The organism is Actinomycetospora sp. ABD4_176 (assembly GCF_056311855.1).
In genome coordinates, this window is the sequence record NZ_CM149974.1 from 2,181,721 (window position 1) to 2,208,265 (window position 26,545).

General features: G+C 75.4%; 23 protein-coding genes. 9 read left to right on the top strand and 14 right to left on the bottom strand.

The window, feature by feature from the left end; genetic code table 11:
• Positions 1-133: 133 nt before the first annotated feature.
• The 3 genes from gatB to gatC are packed head-to-tail and all read right to left on the bottom strand — an operon-like array spanning position 134 to position 3,512.
• Entirely contained in the window at positions 134-1,654 is a 1,521-nt protein-coding gene (gene gatB / locus ACYX4T_RS10665) for an Asp-tRNA(Asn)/Glu-tRNA(Gln) amidotransferase subunit GatB (protein WP_476014492.1), read from the bottom strand.
• Complete coding sequence (gene gatA, locus ACYX4T_RS10670; protein WP_476014493.1) at positions 1,651-3,219, bottom strand: Asp-tRNA(Asn)/Glu-tRNA(Gln) amidotransferase subunit GatA; 1,569 nt, start codon at positions 3,217-3,219, stop codon at positions 1,651-1,653. The genes gatB and gatA overlap by 4 nt, the downstream gene beginning before the upstream one ends.
• On the bottom strand, positions 3,216-3,512 hold the full coding sequence (gatC, locus tag ACYX4T_RS10675) for an Asp-tRNA(Asn)/Glu-tRNA(Gln) amidotransferase subunit GatC (RefSeq protein ID WP_274232120.1): 297 nt from the start codon (positions 3,510-3,512) through the stop codon (positions 3,216-3,218). Before gatC ends, gatA begins: the two co-directional genes overlap by 4 nt.
• Before the next feature lie 183 nt (positions 3,513-3,695).
• Between gatC and ACYX4T_RS10680 the strand changes: the two genes are divergently transcribed.
• Entirely contained in the window at positions 3,696-4,355 is a 660-nt protein-coding gene (locus tag ACYX4T_RS10680; RefSeq protein ID WP_476014494.1) for an ACT domain-containing protein, read from the top strand.
• Positions 4,356-4,361: 6 nt separating this feature from the next.
• Here ACYX4T_RS10680 and ACYX4T_RS10685 read toward each other — a convergent pair whose 3' ends face one another.
• The 6 genes from ACYX4T_RS10685 to ACYX4T_RS10710 all read right to left on the bottom strand — a co-directional run bounded on the left by ACYX4T_RS10685 (position 4,362) and on the right by ACYX4T_RS10710 (position 11,585).
• Positions 4,362-5,741 carry an FAD-binding oxidoreductase gene (locus ACYX4T_RS10685; RefSeq protein WP_476014495.1) on the bottom strand — a complete coding sequence of 460 codons (1,380 nt, stop codon included), beginning with the start codon at positions 5,739-5,741 and terminating at the stop codon, positions 4,362-4,364.
• A 200-nt stretch (positions 5,742-5,941) separates the two neighbouring features.
• Positions 5,942-6,760, bottom strand: coding sequence for a 3-keto-5-aminohexanoate cleavage protein (locus tag ACYX4T_RS10690; protein ID WP_476014496.1), 819 nt, complete (start codon positions 6,758-6,760; stop codon positions 5,942-5,944).
• Positions 6,761-7,019: 259 nt separating this feature from the next.
• Positions 7,020-9,179, bottom strand: a complete 2,160-nt coding sequence (ligA, locus tag ACYX4T_RS10695) for an NAD-dependent DNA ligase LigA (protein ID WP_476014497.1) — start codon at positions 9,177-9,179, stop codon at positions 7,020-7,022.
• Positions 9,180-9,216: 37 nt separating this feature from the next.
• A complete protein-coding gene (locus ACYX4T_RS10700) occupies positions 9,217-10,179 on the bottom strand; it encodes an NAD(P)-dependent oxidoreductase (RefSeq protein WP_476014498.1) in 963 nt (320 codons plus the stop codon).
• A 25-nt stretch (positions 10,180-10,204) separates the two neighbouring features.
• On the bottom strand, positions 10,205-11,290 hold the full coding sequence (locus ACYX4T_RS10705) for a methionine synthase (RefSeq protein ID WP_476014499.1): 1,086 nt from the start codon (positions 11,288-11,290) through the stop codon (positions 10,205-10,207).
• Positions 11,291-11,432: 142 nt separating this feature from the next.
• The gene (locus ACYX4T_RS10710) at positions 11,433-11,585 is read right to left on the bottom strand and encodes a hypothetical protein (RefSeq protein ID WP_476014500.1); all 153 of its coding nucleotides are present in this window, start codon (positions 11,583-11,585) and stop codon (positions 11,433-11,435) included.
• A gap of 171 nt (positions 11,586-11,756) precedes the next feature.
• On the opposite strand from ACYX4T_RS10710, the gene ACYX4T_RS10715 reads away from it, so the two are divergent.
• Together ACYX4T_RS10715 and ACYX4T_RS10720 are read left to right on the top strand one after the other, a co-directional pair.
• The gene (locus ACYX4T_RS10715; protein WP_476014501.1) at positions 11,757-12,593 is read left to right on the top strand and encodes a 3-methyladenine DNA glycosylase; all 837 of its coding nucleotides are present in this window, start codon (positions 11,757-11,759) and stop codon (positions 12,591-12,593) included.
• A gap of 57 nt (positions 12,594-12,650) precedes the next feature.
• Positions 12,651-15,869 (top strand): acetyl-CoA carboxylase family protein, encoded by a 3,219-nt coding sequence (locus tag ACYX4T_RS10720; protein WP_476014502.1) that lies wholly within the window; start codon positions 12,651-12,653, stop codon positions 15,867-15,869.
• 22 nt (positions 15,870-15,891) lie between these two features.
• Here the strand turns inward: ACYX4T_RS10720 and ACYX4T_RS10725 are convergent, their stop codons facing one another.
• From ACYX4T_RS10725 to mrf, 3 genes are read right to left on the bottom strand one after another with little or no spacing between them, the layout of a single operon-like run.
• Complete coding sequence (locus ACYX4T_RS10725) at positions 15,892-16,806, bottom strand: EamA family transporter (protein ID WP_476014503.1); 915 nt, start codon at positions 16,804-16,806, stop codon at positions 15,892-15,894.
• Positions 16,807-16,826: 20 nt separating this feature from the next.
• The gene (locus ACYX4T_RS10730; protein ID WP_476014504.1) at positions 16,827-17,198 is read right to left on the bottom strand and encodes a hypothetical protein; all 372 of its coding nucleotides are present in this window, start codon (positions 17,196-17,198) and stop codon (positions 16,827-16,829) included.
• Positions 17,195-18,481 (bottom strand): ribosome hibernation factor-recruiting GTPase MRF, encoded by a 1,287-nt coding sequence (mrf, locus tag ACYX4T_RS10735; protein WP_476014505.1) that lies wholly within the window; start codon positions 18,479-18,481, stop codon positions 17,195-17,197. Before mrf ends, ACYX4T_RS10730 begins: the two co-directional genes overlap by 4 nt.
• 60 nt (positions 18,482-18,541) lie before the next feature.
• On the opposite strand from mrf, the gene rpmG reads away from it, so the two are divergent.
• The gene (rpmG, locus tag ACYX4T_RS10740) at positions 18,542-18,706 is read left to right on the top strand and encodes a 50S ribosomal protein L33 (RefSeq protein WP_116706453.1); all 165 of its coding nucleotides are present in this window, start codon (positions 18,542-18,544) and stop codon (positions 18,704-18,706) included.
• 7 nt (positions 18,707-18,713) lie between these two features.
• Here the strand turns inward: rpmG and ACYX4T_RS10745 are convergent, their stop codons facing one another.
• On the bottom strand, positions 18,714-19,010 hold the full coding sequence (locus ACYX4T_RS10745; RefSeq protein WP_476014506.1) for a hypothetical protein: 297 nt from the start codon (positions 19,008-19,010) through the stop codon (positions 18,714-18,716).
• Positions 19,007-19,552, bottom strand: a complete 546-nt coding sequence (locus ACYX4T_RS10750) for a PadR family transcriptional regulator (protein ID WP_476014507.1) — start codon at positions 19,550-19,552, stop codon at positions 19,007-19,009. Before ACYX4T_RS10750 ends, ACYX4T_RS10745 begins: the two co-directional genes overlap by 4 nt.
• Positions 19,553-19,648: 96 nt before the next feature.
• On the opposite strand from ACYX4T_RS10750, the gene ACYX4T_RS10755 reads away from it, so the two are divergent.
• From ACYX4T_RS10755 to ACYX4T_RS10775, 5 genes are read left to right on the top strand one after another with little or no spacing between them, the layout of a single operon-like run.
• The gene (locus tag ACYX4T_RS10755) at positions 19,649-21,247 is read left to right on the top strand and encodes a class I adenylate-forming enzyme family protein (protein ID WP_476014508.1); all 1,599 of its coding nucleotides are present in this window, start codon (positions 19,649-19,651) and stop codon (positions 21,245-21,247) included.
• Positions 21,244-23,643: a xanthine dehydrogenase family protein molybdopterin-binding subunit gene (locus ACYX4T_RS10760; RefSeq protein ID WP_476014509.1), complete on the top strand. Its 2,400-nt coding sequence runs from the start codon at positions 21,244-21,246 to the stop codon at positions 23,641-23,643. The genes ACYX4T_RS10755 and ACYX4T_RS10760 overlap by 4 nt, the downstream gene beginning before the upstream one ends.
• Positions 23,644-23,683: 40 nt before the next feature.
• Positions 23,684-24,463, top strand: a complete 780-nt coding sequence (locus tag ACYX4T_RS10765) for an enoyl-CoA hydratase/isomerase family protein (protein ID WP_476014510.1) — start codon at positions 23,684-23,686, stop codon at positions 24,461-24,463.
• A 1-nt stretch (position 24,464) separates the two neighbouring features.
• Positions 24,465-25,298: an FAD binding domain-containing protein gene (locus ACYX4T_RS10770; protein WP_476014511.1), complete on the top strand. Its 834-nt coding sequence runs from the start codon at positions 24,465-24,467 to the stop codon at positions 25,296-25,298.
• Positions 25,295-26,494 (top strand): xanthine dehydrogenase family Fe-S subunit, encoded by a 1,200-nt coding sequence (locus tag ACYX4T_RS10775; RefSeq protein WP_476014512.1) that lies wholly within the window; start codon positions 25,295-25,297, stop codon positions 26,492-26,494. The genes ACYX4T_RS10770 and ACYX4T_RS10775 overlap by 4 nt, the downstream gene beginning before the upstream one ends.
• Positions 26,495-26,545: the final 51 nt, after the last annotated feature.

Below are 26,545 nucleotides of genomic sequence, written 5' to 3' on the forward strand. Positions count from 1 at the left end.
CAGCACTGCGAGCCACGGTGACGCCCGGTCGAGGAGCCGCTACACGCTGCTCCCTGAATCCCCCAACGGAGGGAACTCGTCCGGGTTACGGGTAGATCACGGAAAACATGATCGAGATCCGGGGCGGGTCACCTCAGCGACAGCGCTCGAGCACCAGCTCCTGCACGCGAGCCGCATCGGCCTGCCCGCGGGTGGCCTTCATCACGGCCCCGACGATGGCGCCCGCGGCCTTCGTCTTGCCCGCGCGGATCTTCTCGGCGATGTCGGGCTGCGCGGCGAGCGCCTCGTCGACCGCGGTGGTCAGCGCGCTCTCGTCGCTGACGACGGCGAGACCCCGCCCGGCCACCACGTCGTCGGGCTCGCCCTCGCCGGCCAGCACCCCGTCGACGACCTGGCGCGCCAGCTTGTTGGTCAGCGTGCCCTCGGCGACGAGCGCCACCACCCGCGCGACCTGCGCGGGCGTGATCGCGAGCTCGGGTAGCGTCACGCCGGCGGCGTTCGCCTGCTGCGCGAGGTAGGACACCCACCACGAGCGGGCGGACTCCGGCGGCGCGCCGGCGTCGACGGTGTCGGCGACGAGGTCGAGCGCGTCGGCGTTGACGAGGTCACGCAGCTCCTCGTCGGACAGGCCCCACTCGGTCTGGATGCGGGCGCGGCGCTCCCACGGGCGCTCGGGCAGGGCCGCGCGCAGCGTCTCCACCCAGTCGCGCGACGGCTCGAGCGGCGGGAGGTCGGGCTCGGGGAAGAACCGGTAGTCGGCGAACGTCTCCTTCGGGCGGCCGGGCGACGTCGTGCCGGACTGCTCGTCGAAGTGCCGCGTCTCCTGGCGGATCGACCCGCCCGAGAGCAGCACGCCGGCGTGGCGGCCCATCTCGTAGCGCACGGCACGCTCCACCGACCGCAGCGAGTTGACGTTCTTCGTCTCGGTGCGGGTGCCGAACGTCGAGGTGCCCGTGGGCATGAGCGAGACGTTCGCGTCGCAGCGCATCGAGCCCTGGTCCATGCGGACGTCGGAGACACCGAGCCCGCGCAGCACGTCGCGCAGGGCCGTCACGTAGGCCCGCGCGACCTCGGGGGCCCGCACGCCGGCCCCGGTGATCGGCTTGGTGACGATCTCGATGAGCGGGACGCCGGAGCGGTTGTAGTCGAGCAGCGAGTGGTCCGCGCCGTGGATGCGCCCGGTGGCCCCGCCGATGTGCAGGGACTTGCCGGTGTCCTCCTCCATGTGCGCGCGCTCGATCTCCACCCGCCACGTCGAGCCGTCGTCGAGCGGCACGTCGAGGTACCCGTCGAAGACGATCGGGTCCTCGTACTGGGAGATCTGGAAGTTCTTCGGCATGTCCGGGTAGAAGTAGTTCTTCCGGGCGAACCCGGAGCGCTCCCGGACTCGGCAGTTCAGCGCCAGACCGATCTTGATGGCGGACTCGACGGCCGTGCCGTTGACCCGCGGCAGCGAGCCGGGCAGGCCGAGGCACACCGGGCAGACGTTGGTGTTCGGCTCGGCGCCGAAGCGGTTGGCGCAGCCGCAGAACATCTTGGTCGCGGTGTTGAGCTCCACGTGCACCTCGAGACCCAGGACGGGGTCGAAGTGCTCGCAGACCTCCTCCACGGTGTAGGGGGCGGACTCGACGCCAGGGGTGGTCACAGCCGTCATCGCGACGTCTCCAGGGCACGCAGTTCCGGGATGCGGGGGGCGGTGTCGCTCCCGCCTGACGACGAGGCACGGGCGACCTCGTAGGCGGCGGCCACCCGGTAGGCACGGTCGTCGGCGAGCGCCGGGGCCATGACCTGCAGGCCGACGGGCAGGCCGTCGTCCGCCGAGCGCCCGCACGGCACCGACAGCGCCGCGTTGCCCGCGAGGTTCGACGGGATCGTGCAGAGGTCGGCGAGGTACATCGCCAGCGGGTCGTCCGCGCGCTCGCCGATGGGGAACGCGGTGGTCGGCGTCGTCGGCGAGATGAGCACGTCGCAGGTCTCGAACGCGGCGGTGAAGTCGCGGACGATCAGCGTGCGCGCCTTCTGGGCCTTGCCGTAGAGCGCGTCGTACGAGCCGGCCGACAGCGCGTGGGTGCCGATCATGATGCGGCGCTTCACCTCGGCGCCGAAGCCGGCCTCGCGCGTCAGCGACATGACCTCGTCGCTCGCGTGCTCGCCGTCGTCGCCGACCCGCAGGCCGTAGCGCATGGCGTCGAAGCGGGCGAGGTTGGACGACGCCTCGCTGGGGGCGATGAGGTAGTACGCGGGCAGCGCGTAGGCGAACGACGGGCACGAGACCTCGACGACCTCGGCGCCCAGCTCCCCGAGCACCCGCACGGCGTCGGTGAACGCCGCGAGCACGCCGGGCTGGTAGCCCTCGCCGGAGAACTCGGTGACGACGCCGACCCGCACCCCGGCGAGGTCGCCGCGGGCGCCCGCCTGCGCGGCCTCGACGACGGGCGGCAGCGGCGCGCTCACCGAGGTCTGGTCGTTCCTGTCCTGCCCGCCGATGACCTCGTGCAGCAGCGCGGCGTCGAGCACCGAGCGCGCACACGGGCCGATCTGGTCCAGCGACGACGAGAACGCGACGAGCCCGTAGCGCGAGACCGTGCCGTAGGTCGGCTTGACCCCGACGGTGCCGGTGACCGCGCCGGGCTGGCGGATCGAGCCGCCGGTGTCCGAGCCGAGCGCGAGCGGCGCCTCGCCGGCGGCGACCGCCGACGACGACCCGCCGCCCGAGCCGCCGGGGATGCGCGTGAGGTCCCACGGGTTGCGGCTGGGCCCGAACGCCGAGTTCTCGGTCGAGCTGCCCATGGCGAACTCGTCGAGGTTGGTCTTGCCCAGCGGCACCAGCCCCGCGGCGCGCAGCCGGGCCACGACGGTCGCGTCGTACGGCGGGCGCCAGCCCTCGAGGATCCGCGACGCGCACGTGGTCGGCATGTCCGTCGTGGTGAGGTTGTCCTTGAGCGCGATCGGCACCCCGGCCAGCGACGAGGCGGGCGTGCCGTCGGCGATGGCGCGGTCGGCGGCCTCGGCGGCGGCGAGCGCGCCCTCGGCGTCGACGTGCAGGAAGGCGTGCACGCCGCTCTGGGCGGGACCGTCCACGGCCTCGATGCGCTCGAGGTGCGCCCGGGTGACCTCGACCGAGGAGACCTCGCGGGCGTGGATGCGGCGGGCGAGCTCGGCGGCGTCGAGATCGATCAGCTCGGCAGGACGCCCCGTCGCTCCGCTCGCCCCGCTCACAGCTCCTCCCCCAGGATGCGCGGCACGCGGAAGCGGCCCTCCTCGGCGGCCGGCGCGCCGGCGAGCGCGACGTCACGCGGCAGCGACGGCTCGGTCTCGTCCGGGCGCAGCACGTTCGTCTGCGGCACCACCTGCGCGGTCGGCGGGACGTCGTCGGGGATCTCGCCGACCTTCGACACCGTGTCGACGATGGCGTCGATCTGCCCCGAGAACACGTCGAGCTCGGCGTCGGAGACGGCGAGCCGGGCGAGCCGGGCGAGGTGGGCGACGTCGTCGCGGGTGATGTCGGACATGTCCCTCCGGGGTCGTGCGCACGTCGTTCGGGGTCGGGCTCCGGTCCGCGTCGACTCCCGGGAGCGCGAACACCCAGTCTAGGACCGGCCGCGACCGGCTTCCCGGCGGTCGGGCCTGATCACTGCTCGCACCCGCGGGGGTGCGCCTGGGAGGATGCGCCGGTCCCGGAGTCGAGGAGGGTCGTGACCTACCTGCTGCGCGTGGTGCTGCCCGACCGTCCGGGCACACTCGGGGCACTCGCCTCCGCACTCGGCGCCGAGGGTGCGGACATCCTCTCCGTCGACGTCGTCGAGCGGGGCGCGGGATCGGCGGTGGACGACCTCGTCGTCGACATGCCGAGCTCCCGCCCGCCGGACGTGCTCATCACGGCCGCGGAGGCGGTCAACGGGGTCGTCGTCGAGTCCGTGCGGCCGTTCGCGGGCGCGCTGGACACCACCCGCGAGCTGGAGCTCGTCGAGGCGATCGCCGCGCGCCCCGAGGAGGGCGTCTCCCTGCTGGCCGAGGGCGTGCCGCGGCTGTTCCGCTCGGCGTGGGCACTGGTCACCGAGAGCACCGGCGACGGCGCGCGCGTGCGCCGGGTCGCGGCGAGCGACGCCGCCCCCGAGACCGAGGCCGCCGAGCTGTCCTGGCTGCCGCTGGACAAGGCGACGGTGCTCGACCCCGCGGGCGGCCACACGGTGCCCGAGGCCTGGACCGACCTCGACACCGAGCTCGCCGCCGCGCCGCTCGGCCGCCCGGAGCGCGCCGTGGTCGTCGGCCGCCCCGGGGGCCCCGCCTTCCGGCCGTCCGAGCTCGCCCGCCTGTCCCACCTGGCCGGGATCGTCGCCACGATCACCGGCTGAGGCCGGTCAGGACGCCGGGAGGATGTTCGTGTTCCGGTGGAAGACGTTCTCCGGGTCGTACTGCGCCTTGATCTGCTGGAGACGGCCGTACTTGTCGCCGTAGGAGCTCGGGACGCGGTGAGCGTCGTCGCCTGACATGCCGTTGATGTAGGCGCCCCGCCCCATCCCGTGCGGTGCGAGGGCGTCGAAGAAACCCCGCACCCACGCGCGCTCGACCGGGTGCGACTCCGCGTCCGGGGTCATCCCGATGATGAACACCCCCAGTCGGGGAGACCGGCCGCCGCTGAACGCGGTCCCCGCCTCGTCGGGCGTGCAGTAGGCGCCGGAGAGCGTGTAGAGGTGCACGACCGACATCGGTGAGGGCATCACGGCGGCCCGCTCCACGAGGACCTCGATGGCTGCATCCGAGATCGTCTCGAGGTAGAGCGCCTTCTCGTAGGCGTGCACTCCCCACGCGTACGCCTCATCGAACATCTGCTGCAGCGCCGTGAACGGCATTGGGGTGACCATCTCGAACAGCGGCGGAAGGGCCCGCCGCACGCGCTCGACCACGTCCCGGTGGCTCTCTTCGGCACCGAGGCCGACGACGACGAGTGCGAACCCCTTCCGGAGGTGGAACTCCTCGGGGACGAAAGGCTCCGGCGGCGCATGCATCGCGACGGTCTGGAAGCTGACGTCCGGCGGAAGGTCCGGGATCACGCTCCGGGCGACGCGCAGGGCGTCGGCTGCCTGGTCCAAGCCGTAGAAGAGCATCGCGAGCTCGATCTGCGGTCCTACCGGGATCAGCGTGAACTCGAACTGCGTGACGATGCCGAAGTTGCCGCCGCCGCCACGGATCGCCCAGAACAGGTCCGGGTTCTCGTCCGTCGCCACGCGCACGATCCGGCCGTCGGCGAGGACCATCTGTGCCGCGACGAGGTTGTCGAGTGTCAGCCCACCCTGACGGGTCAGCCATCCCATCCCGCCGCCGAGGGCGATGCCCGCGATCCCGGTGTGCCCGATCTCCCCGCTCGGCAGCGCCAGCCCATGGATCTGCGTCGCCGCATCGACGTCGCGCAGCAGGGCGCCCGCGGCCACCGTTGCGCGGCGGCCCTCCGGGTCCACCTCGACCGCGTTCATGCGGCTCAGGTCGATGACGATGCCCGCGTCGCCGACACACGCCCCGGAGCTGGAGTGGGCGCCGCTGCGCACCGAGACCTCGAGCGACTCCTGGCGAGCGAACCGCACCGCGCTCGCCACGTCGTCCACGCTCGCGCAGTAGGCGACGACAGCGGGGCGTCGGTCGACGTCGGCGTTCCACACCCGCCGGGCCTCGTCGTAGCCCGGGTCGTCCGGGGTGACGACGATGCCCGCGAGGGCCGTCCGCAGATCGTCGAATCGGGACATGACCTGGGTCATCGTGGGCTCCTTCCGCCGTGGCCGGGATGGATGACGGTACGAGCCTCTCCGTATCTGCGCGCTGCTCCGGAAGTGTCGTTCCGGCGCCATTCTCGGAACTGAACGACAATTCGGTGACGTGATGTATTCCGGCGCCTTCGGTGTGCACCGGGAACGGCGAAGGGTGAACGGTCGCGCGCGGAGAGGGGTCAGCGGCGGTGCTCGGCGCGCGAGCCCGGCCACAGGCTCGACGAGCGCAGCCCCCCGCTGCGCGGGCCGCTGCGGCGCCGCTCGTAGCGCCCGCCGACGTCATGGCCCAGCGCGTAGCGCACGAGCTCCTCGTTGCCGGTGGCGAGCCACGTGCCGTCGGGGCCCTTGAGCGTGTCCTCGAAGCCGATCCGGGTGTCGAGGTTGTTGCGCTTGGCGTACTCCAGCACCGGCCACGCGCCCGCCTCCTCACCGTGCAGGAGGATCGGGGCGGGCACGGGGCCGAGGGCCTTGAGGATGCGGACGGCCTCGGCGACGGCGGTGTCCGGGTCGGTGACCGTGACCTCGGCGAGCACGCGGACCGTGCCCCGCGGCAGGCCGGCCTGCTTGAGCTGCACGGCGTCGCCGGTGGTCCACACGCCCAGCTCGACGCCGATGTCCACCGCGTCGAGGGCCGCGCAGACCCGCTGCCAGCCGCGCTCGTGCACGTTCACCGACGCGACGTCCGGGCGGGCGTGCCGCGGCAGGCGCCCCCACTGGCCGATGATCTCGGTGCGCTTGAGGGGGTCGGGCTCCACCCACCGCGCGGTCGTGACGCCGATCTCGAGATCGGGGGCCTCGCGGCGGATGGTGTCGACGACCGTGCCGATGACGCGCGGGTCGAGGCTCTCCTGACCGTCGCGGTCGCGGGGGTGCACGTGCAGGCTCTGGACGCCGAGCAGGGACACCGCGCGGGCGTCGCGGGCGAGGTGGCGCGGGCTCATCGGCACCGCCGGGTAGACGTCGGCGGGACGGGCACCGTTGGGGCAGCACTGCAGCACCGCGGCGTCCTCCCCTCTCCCTCTCCCGACCCCGTCACGTGCCCGGGGGGTCCAGCTTCGACGCTGCGCACGACGAGGGCAACGGCGAGCCGACGGCGTCCCGGGCCCCAGGGCCGTCGGATCGCGAGAGCCACCCGGACGGTCGTACGCGCAGTCACCCGACGGTGTGAGTGTGCCCGATGCACGTGCGGATGCACGCGGGGACTCTCAGATGGACGCTACGCCTCTCATCCGTGCACGCCCCGGGATCGCGGGCCTCTCAGGCTCCGCCGTCCCCGCCGCCCTCCCCGTCGCCGTTCCCGTCGACCGACGTGTCGACCGCGGCGCCCGCCGCCGCCTCCGGGCCCTCGGCGAGCAGCACCCGGAACCCGTCCTCGTCGAGGATCGGCACCCCGGCCGCGACCGCCTTGTCGTACTTCGAGCCCGGCTCGTCGCCGACCACGAGGAACGCCGTCTTCTTCGACACCGACCCCGCCGCGCGCCCGCCGCGGGCGAGGATCGCCTCCTTGGCCTCGTCGCGCGAGAACGTCGGCAGCGAGCCCGTGATCACGATCGACAGGCCCTCGAGCGTCCGGGGCGTCGACTCGTCGATCTCCTCGGCGAGCGCCACACCCGCCGCGCGCCACTTCTCGACGACCTCGCGGTGCCAGTCGACCGAGAACCACTCCCGCACGGCGTGGGCGATGGTCGGCCCGACGCCGTCGACGGCGGCGAGCTCCTCCTCGCTCGCCGCGTCGATGGCGTCGATCGACCGGAAGTGGCGCGCGAGCGCCTGGGCCGCGGTGGGCCCCACGTGACGGATCGACAGCCCGACCAGCACCTTCCACAGCGGGCGGCGCTTCGCGGTCTCGAGGTTGGCGAGCAGCTTGCGCCCGTTCGCCGAGACGTTGCCCGCCTTGGTGCGGAAGAGGTCGACCTGGACGAGGTCGTCCTCGGTGAGCCGGAAGACGTCGCCCTCGTCCTGCACCACGCCCGCGTCGAGCAGCGCGGTGGCCGCCTCGTAGCCGAGCACCTCGATGTCGAAGGCGCCCCGGCCCGCGACGTGGAACAGGCGCTCGCGCAGCTGCGCGGGACACGAGCGGGCGTTGGGGCAGCGCAGGTCCTTGTCGCCCTCGCGCATCTGGCGCAGCTCGGTGCCGCACTCCGGGCAGTGGGTGGGCATGACGAACGCGCGCTCGTCGCCGGTGCGCGCCTCCACCACGGGGCCGAGCACCTCGGGGATGACGTCGCCGGCCTTCCGGATGATCACCCGGTCGCCGATGAGCACGCCCTTGCGCTCGACCTCGCCCGCGTTGTGCAGCGTCGCGAGCGACACCGTCGAGCCCGCGACCAGCACCGGGTCCATCTCCGCGAACGGCGTGACGCGCCCGGTGCGCCCGACGTTGACGCTGATGTTGCGCAGCGTCGTGGTGGCCTGCTCCGGCGGGTACTTGAAGGCGATCGCCCACCGCGGCGCCCGCGACGTCGACCCGAGCCGCCGCTGCAGCGCCACGTCGTCGACCTTGACCACGACGCCGTCGATCTCGTGCTCGGCGTCGTGGCGGTGCTCGCCCCAGTAGCGGGTGTGCTCGATGACCGCGTCGACGCCGTGGAGCACCCGGGTGTGCGTCGACACCGGCAGGCCCCACGCCGCGAGCGCGTCGTAGGCCTGCGACTGGCGCTCGGGCGTGAAGCCGCGACGCTTGCCCAGCCCGTGGCAGATGAGCCGCAGCGGCCGTGTCGCCGTGACCCGCGGGTCCTTCTGCCGCAGCGAGCCGGCCGCCGAGTTCCGGGGGTTCGCGAACGGCTGCTTGCCCGCGGCGACCAGCCCGGCGTTGAGCTCCTCGAAGTCGGTGAGCCGGAAGAAGACCTCGCCGCGGACCTCCATGAGCTCGGGCACCGGGAACTCGTCGGTGCCCGTCAGCTCGGTGGGCACGTCGGCGAGCGTGCGCATGTTCAGCGTGATGTCCTCGCCGGTGCGCCCGTCGCCGCGCGTGAGGGCCCGCGTGAGGTGGCCGTTCTCGTAGAGCAGGTTGACCGCCAGCCCGTCGATCTTGAGCTCGCAGAGGTAGAGCAGCTCCTCGGTGGGGAAGTCGAGCTCGCGCTGCACCCGCAGCACCCACTCGCGCAGCTCCTCGCCGGTGAACGCGTTGTCGAGCGAGAGCATGCGCTCGAGGTGGTCGACCGCGACGAAGTCGGTGGAGAACCCGCCCCCGACCCGCTGCGTCGGCGAGTCCGGCGTGACCAGCGACGGGTGCGCCTCCTCGAGCCCCTGCAGCTCGCCGAACAGCTCGTCGAACTCCCCGTCGGTGACGATCGGCGCGTCGAGCACGTAGTAGCGGAACTGGTGGTCGGCCACGACCTCGGCGAGCTCGCGGTGGCGCTGGGCGGCGTCGGTGGGCACGTCGGTGGGCACGTCGGTCTGGTCCGTGCTGGTCACAGCGCCGAGATTAGCCGGGCACCCCGACAGCCAACCCCTATCGGCGTGCTCCCCTGTCAGCCCGACCGAGGTGTCGCTCCACCGACGCGACGAAGCCGCGCGCGATGCCGGCGTACGAGGTCTCGGTGACGCCGCCGACGTGCGGGGTGACGAGCACGTTCTGCGCCAGCAGCGGGTCGTCGGGGTCGATCGGCTCGACCCAGGTGACGTCGAGGCCGGCGCCGGCGAGGTGCCCGGAGCGCAGGGCGGCGAGCAGGGCGTCGTGGTCGACGACGGGGCCGCGGGCGACGTTGACGACGTGGCCGCCGGGGCGCAGGGCGGCGAGGGCCCCGGCGCCGACGATCCCGCGGGTCCGCGGGGTCAGGGGGCAGGCGACGACGAGGTCGTCGCAGCGGGTCAGGGCGGCGACGAGGTCGTCGGTCCGGTGGTAGTGCCCGTCGTCGAGCAGATCCGCCGCGCGCGGCGTCTCGGCGCGCGGGCGGCGGCCGATCCCGACGGGCCGGGCGTCGAAGGCCCGCAGGCGGGTGATGACCTCGGCGCCGATGTCGCCGACGCCCAGCACGCCGACCGTGCGCCCGGCCAGCGTGCGCCCGGACGGCTCGCCCACCAGCTCCTTCGCCACGTTCGCCCGCGCCTCCTCGTAGCGCCGCAGCAGCGCGAGCAGGAGCAGCAGGGCGACCTCGGCGACCGCGACGGCGTTGCCGGACTCGGCGCCCGAGACGTTGTCGACCGGCAGCCCGCGCGTCGCGGCGGCGTCGAGGTCGACCCCCGACAGCCCGACGCCGAACTGCTGGACCATCCGCGGCGTCGTCGCGTCCATGAGCGCGCCGGAGATCGTGCTGCCCATCGGGCACAGGACGTCGACGTGCGCCAGGCCGCCCGCGGGCACCTCGACGGGCAGGTCGAGGATCTCGACGCCGTCCCATCCGACCTCGTCGAACGCCGCCTCGAGGGCACCGCGCAGGGCGGCGAACCCGCCGCCGACCAGTCCGATCCGCACGCCGGTCAGTATCGGACCGGGCCGATCACCAGCGCTCCGGCGGGTCGGCGAAGGCCCGGGCCAGCTCAACGGTCGTGCCCGTGGCCCGCCGCGCCCAGCCCGGGCTCGCGCCGGCGAGGCCGCACGCGGGGGTGACGACGGCCCGGTCGGCGAGGCGGGCGCGGTCGAAGCCGAGACGGTCGGCGAGGTCGAGGGCGGGGCGGGCGAGGTCGGCGAGCTCGGGTTCCGCCGGCGGGTCGGTCGAGGGCACGATCCCGAGCCACAGCTCCGTGCCGCCCTCCCAAAGCTCGCCCAGGGCGTCGAGGACCTCTCGTGGCGCATCGGCGCCGCCGAGCGCACCCAGGTCGACGGCGACGGCGTCGGGCCCGGTCGCGCGGAGGAGGGCCAGCGGCGGGGTCGGGTGGCAGCAGTGGACGACGACCTCCGCGGCGCCCGCCTGCCGGGCCGCGGTGACCGCGCCCTCGAGCAGCGTGCGGACCTCGGCGCCGGGCACCGCGCCGACCGTCCCGTACCCCGAGGGGGTTCGGAGCGAGCCGGCGAGGACGGCGGGCAGCGTCGGCTCGTCGATCTGCACGACGACGGGCGCCTGCGTGCGCCGGGCGAGCTCGGCGACGTGGGTGCGCAGACCCTCGCCGAGGCTCGCGGCGAACTCGGCGAGCGCGCCGCGGTCGGTGAGCACGCGGTGCCCGGAGCGCAGCTCGACGCCGGCGGCGAGCGTCCACGGGCCCGCGACCTGGCACTTCACGCCGGGCGGGGTCACGCCCGCCTCGCCCAGCGCCTCGTCGAGGGCGTCGACGTCGCGGGCGAGCAGCTCGACGGCGCGCCGGTGGTCGCCGCCGGCGCGGCGCGCCACCCGGTAGCCCGAGGGCCACACCTCGACGGCGAGGTCGACGAGCAGCCCGGCGGTCCGCCCGACCATGTCCGCGCCGACCCCCCGCGCGGGCAGCTCGGGGACGTGGGGCAGGCCCGGGAGCTCGCCGACGATCGTGCGCGCGGCCTCGCGCAGGTCGGTGCCGGGCCACGAGCCGAGCCCCGTGGCCCGGTCGCCGGGCTGCGGCTCCCGGGACCCGCCCGCGGGCACGGCGTCGGTCGGTGCGCTGGTCTCGCTCACGCGCACCAGGATCCACCCGGCCGGCGGGTGCGCGCCGGGCGGGATCGGGTGTGGGCGGTGCTGCGGCCCCTGGTGCTGACCGAAGGGCCCCTTCGCTCGCATAGACGGGCGAGGGGCGCCCTCCGCCAGGCGGGCTCGCTGATCAGCCCCGGTCGTCGTCCTCGACCACGTGGTCGATCTCGAGGGCCCGGCCCGACGGCAGGACCTCGGAGGCGTCGGGCTGGTCCTCGACGGACTCGCCCCGCAGCTGTGCGGCGTCGGGGACGGTGGTGGCGGGATCGGTGGGCTCGGTCATCGGTGACCTCCTTCGACGGCGGTGCGGGCGGTTACCCCGGTCACCCCGACCAAGACGCGGTCTGGATCGACGCAGCCGCGACGGCGTGTCGCCGCGTCGAGGATGTGGCGATCCTGGCGTCGAGTGCCAGCGAAGCCGCATCGCTGGCACAGCCACTGGGAGGATGGGCTCGTGACGGAGGTGCTCGACGCGCGGGAGTGGCGGCCGCGGGCCGACGCGCACGCGGCGCGGGCGGACGCGCTGACCGCCGGGCACCGGGCGCGCAAGGCGCGCGGCGAGGCGCACCCCGTCGAGGACTTCCTCTACACCTACTACCCCACCCGCCCGTCCCGGCTGCGGCGCTGGCACCCGGGCGCGGGGGTGGTGCTCGCCGACGCCGACGAGCGCGCCACCTGGCGCCACTACACCCGCGACGACCGGGGCGTCCGTGTCGACGAGGCGACGCTGCGGGACGAGCGCGCTGCGACGATCTCCTTCGTCGGCGGCCTCCTGCGCGCCACGGCCGGGCGTCCGGCCCAGCTCGGCTGCTTCGGGCTGCACGAGTGGGCCATGGTCTACCGCGACGGGCAGACCCGGCACCCCGTCCCGCTGCGCCTCGGCGCGGCCGGTACCGACGCGGTCGTCGAGGCGCACCGGATCCGGTGCTCGCACTACGACGCCTTCCGCTTCTTCACCGCGGACGCCGCCCCGCGCAACGCCGTCACCCCGACCAGGGAGCGCCAGGTCGAGCTCGAGCAGCCCGGGTGCCTGCACGCCGGGATGGACCTCTACAAGTGGGCGGACAAGCTCGGCCCGCTCGTGCCCGGCGAGCTGCTGCTCGACGCCTTCACCCTCGCCCGCGACATCCGGGTGCTCGACATGCGGGCCTCGCCCTACGACCTCGCCGACCAGGGCTACGCGCCGGTGCGCATCGAGACCCCGGAGGGCAAGGCCGAGTACGCCGCCGCCCAGCGCGGGTTCGCCGAGCGCGGCGCGGCGATCCGGGCCCGCCTGCTCGCCGTCTGCTGAGACCTCGTCCGCCGGCGCCGTAGGGTCGCGGGCCGTGGGACGCCCCGGGCTCGTGCCGTGATCCGCCTGCTCGTCGCCAACCGGGGCGAGGTGGCGCTGCGCGTGCTCGCCACGGCCGCCGACCTGGGCGTCGCCACCGTCGCGGTCGCCCCCGCCGACGACCGCGCCACCGGTCACGTCGCCGCCGCCGACGACGCGGTCGAGCTCCCCGGGGCCGGCCCCGCCGCCTACCTCGACGTCGAGGGCGTCGTGGCCGCGGCGAGGCGGTCCGGGGCGGACGCCCTGCACCCCGGCTACGGGTTCCTGTCCGAGAACCCGGCGCTGGCGCGGGCCTGCGCCCACGCCGGGATCACCTTCGTCGGCCCCTCCCCCGCGGTGCTCGAGCTCTGCGGCGACAAGGCCCGCGCCCGCGACCACGCCCGCTCCGTGGGCGTCGACGTCTTGGACGCGACGACGCCGGACCGGGCGCGGGCGTTCCTCGAGGGTCTGGGGCCGGGCGGCGCGGTCATGGTCAAGGCGGTCGCCGGGGGCGGCGGGCGCGGGATGCGGGCGGTGGACGACCCCGCGGCGCTCGCCGACGCCCTGGACCGCGCCTCCTCCGAGGCGGCCGCGGCCTTCGGCGACCCGTCCGTCCTCGTCGAGCGCCTCCTACCCCGCGCCCGGCACGTCGAGGTGCAGGTCGCGGGCGACGGGACCGACGTCGTGGTGCTCGGCGACCGCGACTGCAGCGCCCAGCGCCGCCACCAGAAGCTCGTCGAGATCGCCCCGGCGCCGGGCCTCGACGACGCCGTGCGCGCGCGCCTGCACGACGCCGCGCGCCGGATCGTCGCGCCGGTGGGGCTGCGGGGGCTCGCGACGGTCGAGTTCCTCGTCGACGGGGCGACGTCCGACGAGGCCACCACGGCGTTCCTCGAGGTCAACCCGCGCCTGCAGGTCGAGCACACGGTCACCGAGGAGGTGCTCGGCATCGACCTCGTCGCCGCCCAGCTGCGTCTCGCCGACGGCGCCGACCTGCGCGCGGCCGGCCTCGACCCGGTGCCGGCGTCCCGGGGCACGGCGGTACAGGCACGGGTCTGCACCGAGACGCTCGGCGCCGACGGCGCGGTCACCCCGCAGGCCGGCACGCTGGAGCGCTTCGCGCCGCCCACGGGGCGCGGCATCCGGGTCGAGACCCACGGCCGGTCCGGGTACACGGTCAGCCCGCGCTACGACTCGTTGCTGGCCAAGGTCGTCGTCCACGACCCCGCCGGCGGGCCCGCGACGGTCCTCGCCCGCGCCACCCGGGCCCTGCGCGCCTTCGACGTCGCGGGCGTCGCCACCAACCTCGGCGTGCTCACCGCGCTGCTCGACCGGTACGAGCCCGGCGCCCTCGACACCGGCTTCGTCGACCGCCACGCCGCGGAGCTCGCCGACCCGCCGCCCGCCGGGGACGTCCCCGACGACGGCCCCGATGGCGTCCCCGATGACGTCCCCGATGGCGAGGACGCGCTGACGGTCCGCGCCCCCACCGCCGGCGTGGTCGTGGCCGTCGAGCGCCCCGCGGGCACCGTCGTCGGCGCCGGCGCCACGCTGCTCGTGCTCGAGGCGATGAAGATGGAGCACGTCGTCGCCTCGCCGGGGGCCGGCACGGTCGACGACGTGCGGGTCGCGGTCGGCGACGACGTCACCGCCGGCACGGTGCTCGCGGTGCTGCGCCCCGGCGACGCCGACGCCGCGGCCGCCGAGGACGCCGCCGCCCTCGACCCGGACCACGTCCGCCCCGACCTCGCCGAGACCCTCGAGCGCCGGCGCCGCACCACCGACGAGGCGCGCCCGCAGGCCGTCGCCCGGCGCCGCGACGTCGGGCGGCGCACCGCCCGGGAGAACCTCGCGGACCTCCTCGACGACGGCAGCCTCGTCGAGTACGGCGCGCTGACGGTGGCCGCGCAGCGCCGGCGGCGGGCGTTCGACGACCTCGTCGCGCGCACCCCGGCCGACGGCATCGTCACCGGCACCGGCACGGTCGACGGCCGCCGCGTCGCGGTCCTCGCCTACGACTACACCGTGCTCGCCGGCACCCAGGGGGTGCTCAACCACGCCAAGACCGACCGGCTCCTGCGGCTCGCGCTCGACCACGCCCTGCCCGTCGTGCTGTTCGCCGAGGGCGGCGGCGGGCGCCCCGGCGACACCGACACCACGGCCGTCGCGAGCCTCGACGTCGAGACGTTCGCGCTGTTCGCGCGGCTGTCGGGGCGGGTGCCGTCGGTCGCGATCGTCGCCGGGTACTGCTTCGCCGGCAACGCCGCGCTGGCCGGGTGCGCGGAACTGCTCGTCGGGACCCGCGACCTGTCCCTGGGCATGGGCGGGCCGGCGATGATCGCCGGCGGCGGGCTCGGGTCGGTCGCGCCGGGCGACGTCGGGCCGGCGGGCGTCCAGGGGCCGAACGGCGTGCTCGACGTGCTCGTCGACGACGAGGCGGCCGCGGTCGAGGTCGCGCGGCGCTACCTGGGGCTCTGTACCGCGCGCACGGCCGCGCCGGAGCCCCACGACCAACGCGCCCTGCGCCACGCCGTCCCCGAGAACCGGCTGCGCGTCTACGACGTCCGCCCGGTGCTCGACACCCTCGCCGACCCCGACACGGTGCTGGAGCTGCGCCCGGAGTTCGGCGTCGGCATCGTCACCGCGCTCGCCCGCATCGGCGGCCGACCGGTCGGGGTGCTCGCCAACGACCCGCGCCACCTCGGCGGGGCGATCGACGCGCCCGCGGCGGAGAAGGCCGCGCGGTTCCTGCAGCTCTGCGACGCGCGCGGGCTGCCGGTGGTCTCGCTGTGCGACACCCCGGGGTTCATGGTCGGCCCCGACGCCGAGCGCACGGCGACCGTGCGGAAGTTCTCGCGGATGTTCGTCGCCGGCGCCAACGCCCGCGTCCCGCTCGTGTGCGTCGTGCTGCGCAAGGGCTACGGGCTGGGCGCGATGGCGATGGCCGGCGGGCACCTGCACCGCCCGGTGATCACCGCGGCGTGGCCGACGTCGGAGTTCGGGGGCATGGGCCTCGAGGGCGCGGTGCACCTGGGCTACCGCCAGGAGCTCGAGGCGCTCACCGGGGACGCGCGGCGCCAGCGCTTCGACGAGCTCGTCGGCGAGTACTACGAGCGCGGCAAGGGCCTGTCGGTGGCGAGCGTGTTCGAGGTCGACGACGTCATCGACCCCGCCGCCACCCGTGACGTGGTCCTCGCCTCGCTCGACACCGCCGGCGACGACCGCCCGCCCCGCCACCCCGTCGTGGACACCTGGTGAGGAGCCGCACGGTCGGCGACGCCTACGCCGGGGTCGCGGGCCGGGACTGCCGCACCGCCCCGATGCTCGCCACCACGACCATCCCGATCGCCAGGGCCGAGACGGGCGTCAGCTCCTGGCCCAGCACGAGGAACCCGGCGGTCGCGGCGATCGCGGGCGCGAGGCTCATGAGCACCGAGAACGCCGCGGTCGGCAGGCGGCGCAGGGCGAGCAGCTCGAGGCTGTAGGGCACGAGCGAGCTCAGCAGCGCCACGGCCGCGCCCCACCCGAGCACCACCGGGTCGGCCATCGCCGAGCCGCCGGCCACGACCCCGACCGGGAGGGTGAGCACGGCGCCGACGGTCATCGCCAGCGCCAGCCCGTCGAGGCGGTCGAAGCGCCCGCCGGCGCGCTGCGAGGCGAGGATGTAGGCCGCCCACATCGTCGCCGCGCCGAGCGCGAACAGCGCCCCGGTGACCGTCAGGCCCGCGAGCCCGGCGCGACCCAGCAGCGCGACGCCGGCCAGGGCGAGCGCTGCCCACAGCCAGCTCGACGCCCGACGCGAGGCCACCACCGAGAGGACCAGGGGGCCCAGCACCTCGATCGTCACCGCCGCCCCGAGCGGGATGCGCGCGATCGCCTCGTAGATCAGCGTGTTCATGCCCGCGAGGGCGACGCCGAACCCGACGACCAGCGCCCAGTCGCGGCGGCTGCGCCCGCGCAGGCGGGGCCGGCAGACCACGAGGAGCGCCAGCGCTGCGAACGCGAGCCGCAGCGACACCGCGCCGACCGGCCCGACCCGGGCGAACAGCCCCGTCGCCGCCGCCGCGCCGAACTGCACGGAGAACTGCCCGACGAGCACCATCACGACCGCGCCGGCACGGGCCCGGGTCGGTGCGGTCGCGGCGGTCGGGCCGGTCGGGGCGATCGGGCCGCTCGGCTCGCGGACGTCCGTCACGCCCCGACGCTGCCACAGCCCTACATCGCGCGCAGGTGCTCGGGCGGCGGGTGCTCGACGCCACCGGCGAGCCAGGTGCAGAGGTCGTCGACGTCGGCGGGCTCGTGCAGCGGGCCGGCGACGACGGCCGGGCCGGTCGGCGTGCGGGTGTGGTCGCAGGGCTGCACGAGGACGAGCCCGCCCGCGCCGTGCGGGGCGGTGCCGTGGGCGCAGGCGGCCGTCGTCAGGCACGCGGTCGAGACCAGGATCCCGTGCGGGCACCGGCGCACGGTCCCGCGCAGCGCCTCCCCGACGGCGTCGCGGTCCGGGGCGGGGCGCTGGTGGTGGGGGCAGCCGTCGCTGCCGCAGTAGACGGCGGTGAACCCGACGGTGCCGGTGGTGGGACCGCTCACCGGGACCCTCCCTCGCGACGTCCGTGCTCGCTCTCCACCCCGCCGGGCAGGTCGTCGCACGGGTCCGCGTGCCGGTGCCCGAAGGGGTCGGGGAACCGGCGCCAGGCCGCCTCCCCGCGGACCAGCTCGGCGTCGGTGAGCAGCGCCGCGTCGAGGGCCTCGACGATGCCGGCGGGGTCGGCGTCGTGGACGAGCACGACGAGCGCCTGCTCGCGGTCGCCGAAGCGATCGTCCCAGCGCAGGGCGGCCGCGGCCCGGCGCTCGTCGTCGACGTCGTCCCAGGCCTCGGGGCCGTCGTCCGCGGCCAGCCACCGTCCCGCGTGCCCGACCTGCAGCGCGCCGCCGGCGGACTCGAGCCACAGCACGTGCTCGGGCTGCGACGCGACCCAGACCCGTCCGCGGACCCGGATCGTGCCGTGGAGCAGGACGTCGACCGCGGCGTGCAGGCGCTCGGGGTGGAACGGGCGGCGGTGCCCGACGTGCAGCAGCGACACCCCGGCGTCGCCCGCCAGCGGCGGCTGCCCGCGCAGCAGCGGCGCGTGGGCGTCGTCCGGTACGCCGCGGCGGGCGTCGGCGGGCAGGGCGGCGAGCCGCGCGACGACCTCGGCACCGAGGTCCGCCACGACCGCGGGGGCGCTCGCGGGCGGGTCGGCCACCGTGAGGCGTACCGCGCGCGGGGCGAGGCGGTCGAGGACGGCGTCGAGGCGCACGCGGTCCCACGGCGACGGGCAGCGACCGGCGACGACGAGGACGTCGGCGTGCTCGGCCTGGGCCACCACCATCTGGGCCACCGTGCGCTCGTCGTCGGCGGCGAGCCCGAGCCCGCGGTCGACCAGCGCGTCGTCGCCGCCGGCGTCGTCGAGCCAGGTCACGGCGTCGAGCACGCCGACGACCCCGCGCAGCGCGAGCACCTCGGCGAGCGGCCCGCCGGCACCCGGGGGGACGAGCGCGTGCAGCGCCTCGGTGACGGCCTCGGGCTCCATGCCGGGGTCGAGCAGCAGGACGACGTCCCGCACGGACGGGTCGCGGGCGAGGCGCAGGAGCAGCGGGAGCAGGTCCTCGCGCAGGGTGCAGGCGACACAGCCGTGGGCGAGCTCGAGCACCTCGTCGCGGGCGCCGTCGTCGTCGACGAGGCGGCGGTGCACCACGCCCTCGCGCAGGGCGCGCAGGTCGTGGGCGACGAGCACTCCGCCCGGCGGGCGCACCGCCGCCGCCACCGCGGCCGTCGCGGCGCGGTCGGCGCCGGTGACCAGCGTCAGTCCCGTCCCGTGTCCCTCGGGCATACGGCTCCTCTCCCGTGCGTTCCAGTGAACGATAATCATGTTCAACAAGGAGGGGAAGCCGTGGCCCGCAACGACGTCCGACCGATCGTGAAGCTGCGCTCGACCGCCGGCACCGGGACGACCTACGTCACCCGCAAGAACCGGCGCCACGACCCCGACCGGCTCGTGCTGCGCAAGTACGACGCCCGCGTCGGGCGGCACGTGGACTTCCGCGAGGAGCGCTGAGGCCGGTCTACGCCTGGTCCGCCGGAGTGTCGGTGACCCGCAGCAGCAGGGCGACGAACGCATCCGCGTGCAGCCGCCCGCCGCTGCGGGGCACCGCGCCCCGGCGTTCGTCGTCGGCCACCAGCTCACCGGCGACGCGCTCGAGGGCGCGCACCAGCGGGTCGGCGAGCTCGGGCGGGACCTCGCCGACGAGCTCGAGCGAGCCGTCGTCGTTGCGGACCGTGGACAGGTGCGCCAGCGCCGTCCGCAGCGCCCGGCGCGGCTGGCCGGCCACCAGGTCGTCCGTCCGGTCGTCGTCGTTCACGCCGACTCCTCCTCGGTCACCTCGTCGAGCAGCGACGACCAGAACCGCAGCGCGGCGTGCTCCATCTCCAGGCCCAGCCGCAACGTGATCATGCGCTTGGCGACGGCGTCGAGGTCGGCGTAGCGCGCCTGCATGTCCTCGTAGACGGCGATGCGCTCGCGGTGCGCGGCGACCTGCTCGCGGGCGAGGCGCACGACGTCCCGGGTCTCGCCGACCTCGTTGAAGAACAGCTTGAGCTCGGCGATGTCGCGCATCTGGAAGTGCTCGGGCGTCGGCTCCGCCAGCCACGCCCGCAGCTCGGCGAGGCCGGCGTCGGTGAGCCGGAACGTCCGGCGACGCCGGCCCTCCGTCTCGGTCTCGGCCTCGAGCAGGCCGAGCTCGACCAGCCGCTGCGGCTCGGAGTAAAGCTGTGCGTGCGGGAAGTGCCAGAAGTAGCCGATGGAGCGCCCGACCGCCCGCTTGAGGTCGTACGACGTCGACGGCCCGCGCAGGGCGATCGTCCCGAGGACGACGTACGAGGTCGGGGAGAGCCGGTCGGCCACGGTCGCGCAGCGTACCGACCCTTGCCCTGCCGGCCCACGTCTCATACGGTCCAAAACAGACGGTATGCGTTGGAGCATGATCGGGAGGCGGGAACCGTGGACCTCGCGACGGTCTGGGCCTGGACGGTCGAGCGGTACCCGACGCGGCGGGCGGTCGGCGGGCCCCACCCGATGACCTTCGCCGAGTGGGACGCCCGCACCGCCCGCCTCGCGCACGCGCTGCTCGGCCTCGGCGTGCGCCGCGGCGACCGCGTGGCCCTCGTCCTCAACGGCGGCGAGCCCGCGGCGTCGCTGCACCTCGCGGCCCAGCGTGTCGGCGCCGTCGCCACCCCGCTCTCCCCGCGGTTCGGCGTCCCGGAGCTCGCCCACTGCCTCGCCGACGCCGCCCCCGCGCTCGTGATCAGCGAGCCCGCGACCGCGGAGAACACCGCCGCCGCCCTGCGCGACGAGCGCATCCGCCCGGTCGCCCACCTCGACCTCGACGACGTCGAACGACGGGCTCGCGACCGGCCCGACACCCCGCCGTCGGACCCGCCGGGTCCCGACGACGTCAGCGTCATGCTCTACACGTCGGGCACCACCGGGCGACCGAAGGGCGTCCCGCGGACCCACCGGGCCGAGCACGCCGCCGCCGTCGCCCACCTCGTGCAGACCGGCGGCCGCACGGGCGACGTCACCCTCGGGGTGATGCCGCTGTTCCACACGATGGGCGTGCGGACGTTGCTCGCGACGATCGTGGTGGGCGGCACCTGGGTGCCCCAGGCCCGGTTCGACGCCTCCGAGGCCGCCGAGCTGATCGCGAGCGAGGGGATCACGTCCCTCTACCTGGTGCCGACGATGTACTGGTCGTTGCTGCGCGACGCCGACCCCGCGCACCTGGCCGGGGTGCGGCGTCTCGCGTACGCGGGCGCGCCGATGGCCCCGGCGCTGGCGACGCAGCTCGTCGACGCCGTCGCGCCCGAGGCGTTCGTCAACCACTTCGGCTCGACCGAGATCTACACGTTCACCATCGGCCCGGACGTCGCGGCCAAGCCCGGCTGCGCGGGCCGGGCCGGGATGTTCGGCCGGGTCCGGCTCGTCGACCCCTCGCCCGGGGCGTCCCCCGACGCGGAGGTCGCCGCCGGCGAGCAGGGCCAGGTCGTGGTGTCGATGGCGAGCCCCGAGGCGTTCCGCGGCTACTGGCTGCGTCCCGACGCGACCGCGAAGGCCGTGCGCGACGGCTGGTACTTCACCGGCGACCTCGCCGTGGCCGACGACGAAGGCGACCTGTGGGTGTCCGGCCGCGTCGACGACATGATCAACACGGGCGGCGAGAACGTCTACCCGGACGAGATCGAGGCCGCGCTGATCTGCTGCCCGGAGGTCGCCGACGTCGTGGTCGCCGGGCTCCCCGACGACCGGTGGGGCCAGGCGGTGACCGCGTTCGTCGTGCCGGGCCCGTGCGTGGCCCCCGAGGAGGCCGTCGCCGCGGCCGACGCCTGGGCCCGGCGGGTCCTGCCGTCGCTGCGCCGCCCGAAGCGCGTGATCGCCCTCGACACCGTGCCCCGCTCGGCGGTCGGCAAGACCCTGCGCCGCGTGCTGGTCGGCGGCGACTACACCCCGCTCGCCGACACCGCGGCGGGTCCGAGCGAAGGGCACCTTCGCTCGACCAGATCGAGCGAAGGGGCCCTTCGCTCGGATCGGGGGTCGGGGTGACCTGGACGCCCGCGCGCGACGAGGACGCCGCCCTGGTCACGGGCGCGGGGCGGTTCGTCGACGACCTCGATCCCCTGCCCGGGACGCTCGTGGCCGCCGTGGTGCGCAGCCCGCACCCGCACGCGCGGATCGTGTCCGTGGACCTGGACGCGGCCCGGGCGCACCCCGGCGTGGCCGCGGTGATCGGGCCCGACGAGGTGCGCGCGGCCGTGCGCCCGTTCCCGCTCTCGACCACGACACCGATGCCCTACCTGCCCAGCGGGGTCGACGCGGTGCGCTACGTCGGCGAGCCGGTGGCCGTGGTGGTCGCGCGCGACCGCTACGTCGCCGAGGACGCGTGCGAGCTGGTCGAGGTCGAGTACGCGCCGCTCGACGTCGTCGTCGACACCCGGGCGGCGCTCGAGCCCGACGCGGTCCTGCTGCACCCGGAGGCGGGCACGAACGTCGCCACCGACCGCACGTTCTCGTTCGGCGACGTGTCCGGGGCCTTCGCGCAGGCGGCGCACGTCGTCCGCGACGAGTACACGTTCCCGCGCTACTCGTCGGTGCCGATGGAGTGCTACGGGGTGGTCGCGCACTGGACCGACGGCGCCGACGGACCGTCGGTGGAGTGCTGGGCGAACTTCCACGGCCCCTTCACGATGGTGCCGGTGGCGGCCGGGGCGCTGGGCGTGCCGGTCTCGCGGTTCCGGCTGCACGTGCCCGCGGACATCGGCGGCAGCTTCGGGATCAAGTCCGGCATCTACCCCTACGTGGTGCTCATGGCGCTGGCCTCGCGGCACGCCGGGCGGCCGGTGCGCTGGACCGAGGACCGCGTCGAGCACCTGCTGGCGAGCTCGTCGGGGGCGGGGCGGGTGATGTCCTTCGCGGCCGCGGTGTCGGGCGACGGGACGGTCGAGGCGCTCGACGTCGACCTCGTCGACGACGTCGGCGCCTACCTGCGCCCGCCCGAGCCGAGCACGCTCTACCGCTGCTTCGGCAACATCACCGGCGCCTACGACGTGCCCGCGGTGGCGATCCGCGCCCGCGCCGTCGTCACCAACCGGGCCCCGACGGGCCTCAACCGCGGCTTCGGCGGCCAGCAGCTCTACTTCGGCCTCGAGCGGCTGATGGACGCCGTCGCCGCGCGCACCGGGCTCGACGTGGCCGAGGTCCGGCGCCGCAACCTCGTGCGCTCGTTCCCCCACCGCACGCCCACCGGCGGGCTCTACGACTCCGGCGACTACGCGGGAGCGCTCGACCTGCTGCTGGCCAAGGGCGGCCACGACGAGCTGCGCGCGCGCCAGGAGGCCGCCCGCGCCGAGGGCGCGTACTACGGTGTGGGGCTGGCGCTCGTCGTCGACCCGTCGGGCACCAACATCGGCTACGTCGGGCTCGCGACCCCGGCGTCGGAGCGCAAGCCGGGGCGGGACAAGTCGGGGTCGACCGAGATCGTCCGCGCGTCGGTGGACCTGCAGGGCGTGGTGACGGTGCTGCTCGGCTCGGTGCCGCAGGGCCAGGGGCACGCGACGGTGGCGCGCCGCGTGGCGGCGTCCCGGCTGGGGCTGCCCGTCGAGCAGGTCCGCGCCGTGGTCGACATGGACACGTCCTCGACGCCGTGGACGGTGACGTCGGGCAGCTACTCCTCGCGCTTCGCGCCGCTGGTGACGAGCGCGCTGATCGCGGCGGTGGACCGGCTGGCGGAGACGGTGCGCGCGGGCGCCTCGGTGCTGCTGGATGTCGACGCGTCCCGGCTGGAGCTGGCGGACGGGTCGGTGCGCGACCCGGCGTCCGGCGTGTCGTGCCTGTTCAGGCACGCGGCCGGGGTCGTGCACTGGGACCCGGGCGCGCTGCCCGCGGGTGCCCCGGCGCGGCTGGCGACCGAGGGCGAGTTCGTGCCCCCCGAGGCCGTCGCCGCGACCGCGGAGGACCGGATCAACTCCTCGCTCTGCTACGGCTTCGTCGCCGAGATGGTCGGGGTGCGCATCGACGCGGACACCCTGGAGGTGACCCTCGACCGGGTCGCGACCGTGCACGACGCCGGCACGGTCCTCGACCCGGTGCTGCTCGAGGGCCAGGTGCTCGGGGCGCTGGTGCACGGGCTGGGCGGGGCGGCGTACGAGGAGTTCCGCTACTCCCCCGCCGGCCAGCCCACGTCGGCGACCTTCCTCGACTACCTCTGCCCGACGAGCGCCGAGAGCGGTTTCGACCTGGTCTCCGACCACCTGTCCTCGCCGTCGCCGCTCACCCCGCTCGGCGCCAAGGGCTGCGGCGAGGGCAGCTCGATGAGCTTCCCGGTGGCGTTCGCCAACGCCGTCGCCGACGCCCTGGCCCCCGCCGGCGTCACGATCGACGCCCTGCCCGTCCACGGCTCCGTGATCCACGACCTCCTCCGTGAGCGAGATTCCCGGCTATAGCCGGGAATGTCGCTCACATCCCCGACGACGAAGGGTTCCCATGGCACTGACCGGTGGCGAGGTCCGGCTCGAGCGCTCGCACGACGGGCGCGTCGCGGACGTGACGCTGTCCCACGGGCGCTACACCGTGATCACGTGGGAGATGCGCGAGCTCATGGCCGAGCGCTTCGCCGAGATCGACCGCGACCCCGACGTGCAGGTGGTCGTCATCCGCTCGGACGGCGAGCACTTCTCCTCGGGCGGGGACATCGCCGGGTTCATGGAGGTCGACCCGATCGACTTCACCGACCTCGGGCACAACGTGACCGCGCCGTCCCGCAGCCCCAAGCCGGTGATCGTCGCCGTCGACGGCTACGCCTTCGGTGTGGGCCTCGAACTGGTCCTGTCCTGCGACATCCGCCTGGCCACCGAGCGCAGCCGCTTCGCCCTGCCCGAGATGAACCTCGGCATGATCCCGGGGTCCGGCGGCACCCAGCGTCTGGCGCGGCTGATCGGGATCTCGCGGGCCAAGCACCAGGTCATGATAGCCCGCCGCATGACCGGTCAGGAGGCCGCCGACTGGGGGGTCGTCGCCGAGCTGCACCCCGATCGCGAGGCGCTGGATAAGGCCACCGAGGCGCTGGTCACCAAGATGCTCGGCTTCTCGCCGCTCGCCCTGCGCGCCGCCAAGGAGGTGCTCGACCGCGGCGTCGACGCGCCCCTGGCCTCCGGGATCGAGCTCGAGCGGAAGGCCTACGCGATGCTGCGCTCGAGCCACGACTTCGCCGAGGGCGTCGCCGCGTTCGGCGAGAAGCGCGCGCCGTCGTTCACGGGGCGGTGAGATGAAGGCCGCGCCGTTCGCCTACTGCCGCCCCGACTCGGTCGACGAGGCGGTGGAGGTGCTCACCGGCGGGGACGCCAAGGTGCTCGCCGGGGGGCAGTCGCTGGTCCCGGTGCTGGCCATGCGCCTCGGGCGGCCGGGGACGCTGGTCGACATCACGCGGCTGCCGGGGCTGGACTCCCTCGTGGTCGAGGACAGGCAGCTGCACGTCGGCGCCGCAGTGCGCCAGCGCGCCCTTGAGCGGTCGGCACAGGTCGGGGCGGTGCCCCTGATCTCGCGCGCCCTGCCCTTCGTCGGGCATCGCGAGCTGCGCAGCCGCGGGACGGTGTGCGGCAGCCTCGCCCACGCCGACCCCGCGGCCGAGCTGCCCGCGGTCGCGGCGTGCCTGGGGGCGTCGGTGACGGTGCGCGGCGCGCGGGGGGAACGGGTCGTCCCGGCCCGCGACTTCGTGACGGGGGCGATGACGACGGCGGTGGGCGCCGACGAGCTGGTGACCGGGGTGCGGTTCCCGGTGGCGCGCGCCGGCGAGGGCTTCGGGTTCGCCGAGATCGCCCGCCGGCACGGGGACTTCGCCCTCGCGGGGGTGGCGGTACGGGTGCGGGGCGAGCAGGCGACGCTCGCCGCGTTCGGGGTGTCCGACCGGCCCGTGGTCCGCGAGCTGACGCTCGACCCCGACCCGACCGAGGCCGGCCTGCGCCCGATGACCGACGCGCTCGCCGCCGAGGTCGTCGACACCGAGGGTGACGCGCACGGCTCGCGCGGCTACCGCGTCCGCCTGCTCGGCGTGCTCGCCGCGCGGGAGATCGTCCGCGCACACCGGGAGGCGCACGCATGAGGGTCGAGGCCGACGCCACCGCCGAGGTCGCCCTGACCGTCAACGGGCGCGCGGTGACCGTCACCGTCGCCCCGCGCACGACCCTGTCCGACGTCCTGCGCGACCACCTGGGGCTCACCGGCACCCACGTCGGCTGCGAGCACGGCGTCTGCGGGATGTGCACGGTCCTCCTCGACGGCGAGGCGGTCCGGGCGTGCCTGCTGTTCGCCGTGCAGTGCGAGGGCGCGACGCTCACGACCGTCGAGGGTCTCGGGACGGCCGGCGACCAGCACCCGCTGCAGCAGGCGTTCGCCCACCACCACGGGCTGCAGTGCGGCTTCTGCACGCCGGGGATGCTGATGAGCGCCTACGACCTGCTCGCCGGCGGCACCTACGACCCGGCGACGCTGCCCGAGGACATGTCCGGCGTGCTGTGCCGCTGCACCGGCTACCGCGGCATCCTCGCCGCCGTCGACGACGTCGCGCGCACCCACCCCGACGGCGTCCCTCCGCCGCGCGCCGCCGCGCCACCGGCGCTGGTCGGGCGCTCGGGCGGAGTGAGCGTGGCGTCCACGCCGGCGTCAGGTGACAGGGCTGCCCCCACCTCGCCCGCGGAGATCACCGTCCCCTCCGGCCCGCCGACGGCGAGGGTCGAGGTGCGCAGCGAGCTCGCCTCGCCGGTCGGGGACGTGTGGGCGGTGCTCGCCGACCCCGAGCGGCTGGTCGCCTGCCTGCCCGGTGCAGCGATGACCGAGGATCTCGGCGACGACCGCTACCGCGGGCGCGCGGTCGTCGCGCTCGGGCCGGTGTCGCTGCGCTTCGAGGGACTCGCCCACGTCGTCGAGCGCGACCCCGCCATTCACCGCTTGCGCCTGCTCGCCCAGGGCGCCGACCGCGGCGGGTCGTCGACGCAGGCGGTCGTCGCGCTGGCCGCGGACCTCGGTGAGGGCGGCGGCACGGTGCTGTGGGCCGACGCCGACGTCCACCTGAGCGGCCGCGTCGCCCAGTTCGGCCGCGCCCTGGCCGGCGACGTCTCGCGGCGGCTGTTCGAGCAGTTCGCGGACGCCGTCGACGAGGCCGCGCGCACCGGCGAGGCGCCCCGGCACCGGCCGCGGCCCCTGCGCCTCGCCCTCGCGAGCGGGCTGGCGGCCGTTCGCGGCGGCGTCCGGCGGTTACTGGCTCGTATCGCCCGCCCGGCGAGGGACACGAGCCGGTAACCGCCCGCAGCGCCTGCCCGAGCGGGCATCGGGGCGGTCGACGGTGAGCAC

Excerpts from the sequence above, each read along its gene's own strand:
- gatB (WP_476014492.1), bottom strand. The coding sequence starts at position 1,654 with ATGACGGCTGTGACCACCCCTGGCGTCGAGTCCGCCCCCTACACCGTG.
- gatC (WP_274232120.1), bottom strand. The coding sequence starts at position 3,512 with ATGTCCGACATCACCCGCGACGACGTCGCCCACCTCGCCCGGCTCGCC.
- ACYX4T_RS10685 (WP_476014495.1), bottom strand. The coding sequence starts at position 5,741 with ATGTCCCGATTCGACGATCTGCGGACGGCCCTCGCGGGCATCGTCGTC.
- ACYX4T_RS10710 (WP_476014500.1), bottom strand. The coding sequence starts at position 11,585 with ATGACCGAGCCCACCGATCCCGCCACCACCGTCCCCGACGCCGCACAG.
- mrf (WP_476014505.1), bottom strand. The coding sequence starts at position 18,481 with ATGCCCGAGGGACACGGGACGGGACTGACGCTGGTCACCGGCGCCGAC.
- ACYX4T_RS10765 (WP_476014510.1), top strand. The coding sequence starts at position 23,684 with ATGGCACTGACCGGTGGCGAGGTCCGGCTCGAGCGCTCGCACGACGGG.
- ACYX4T_RS10770 (WP_476014511.1), top strand. The coding sequence starts at position 24,465 with ATGAAGGCCGCGCCGTTCGCCTACTGCCGCCCCGACTCGGTCGACGAG.
- ACYX4T_RS10775 (WP_476014512.1), top strand. The coding sequence starts at position 25,295 with ATGAGGGTCGAGGCCGACGCCACCGCCGAGGTCGCCCTGACCGTCAAC.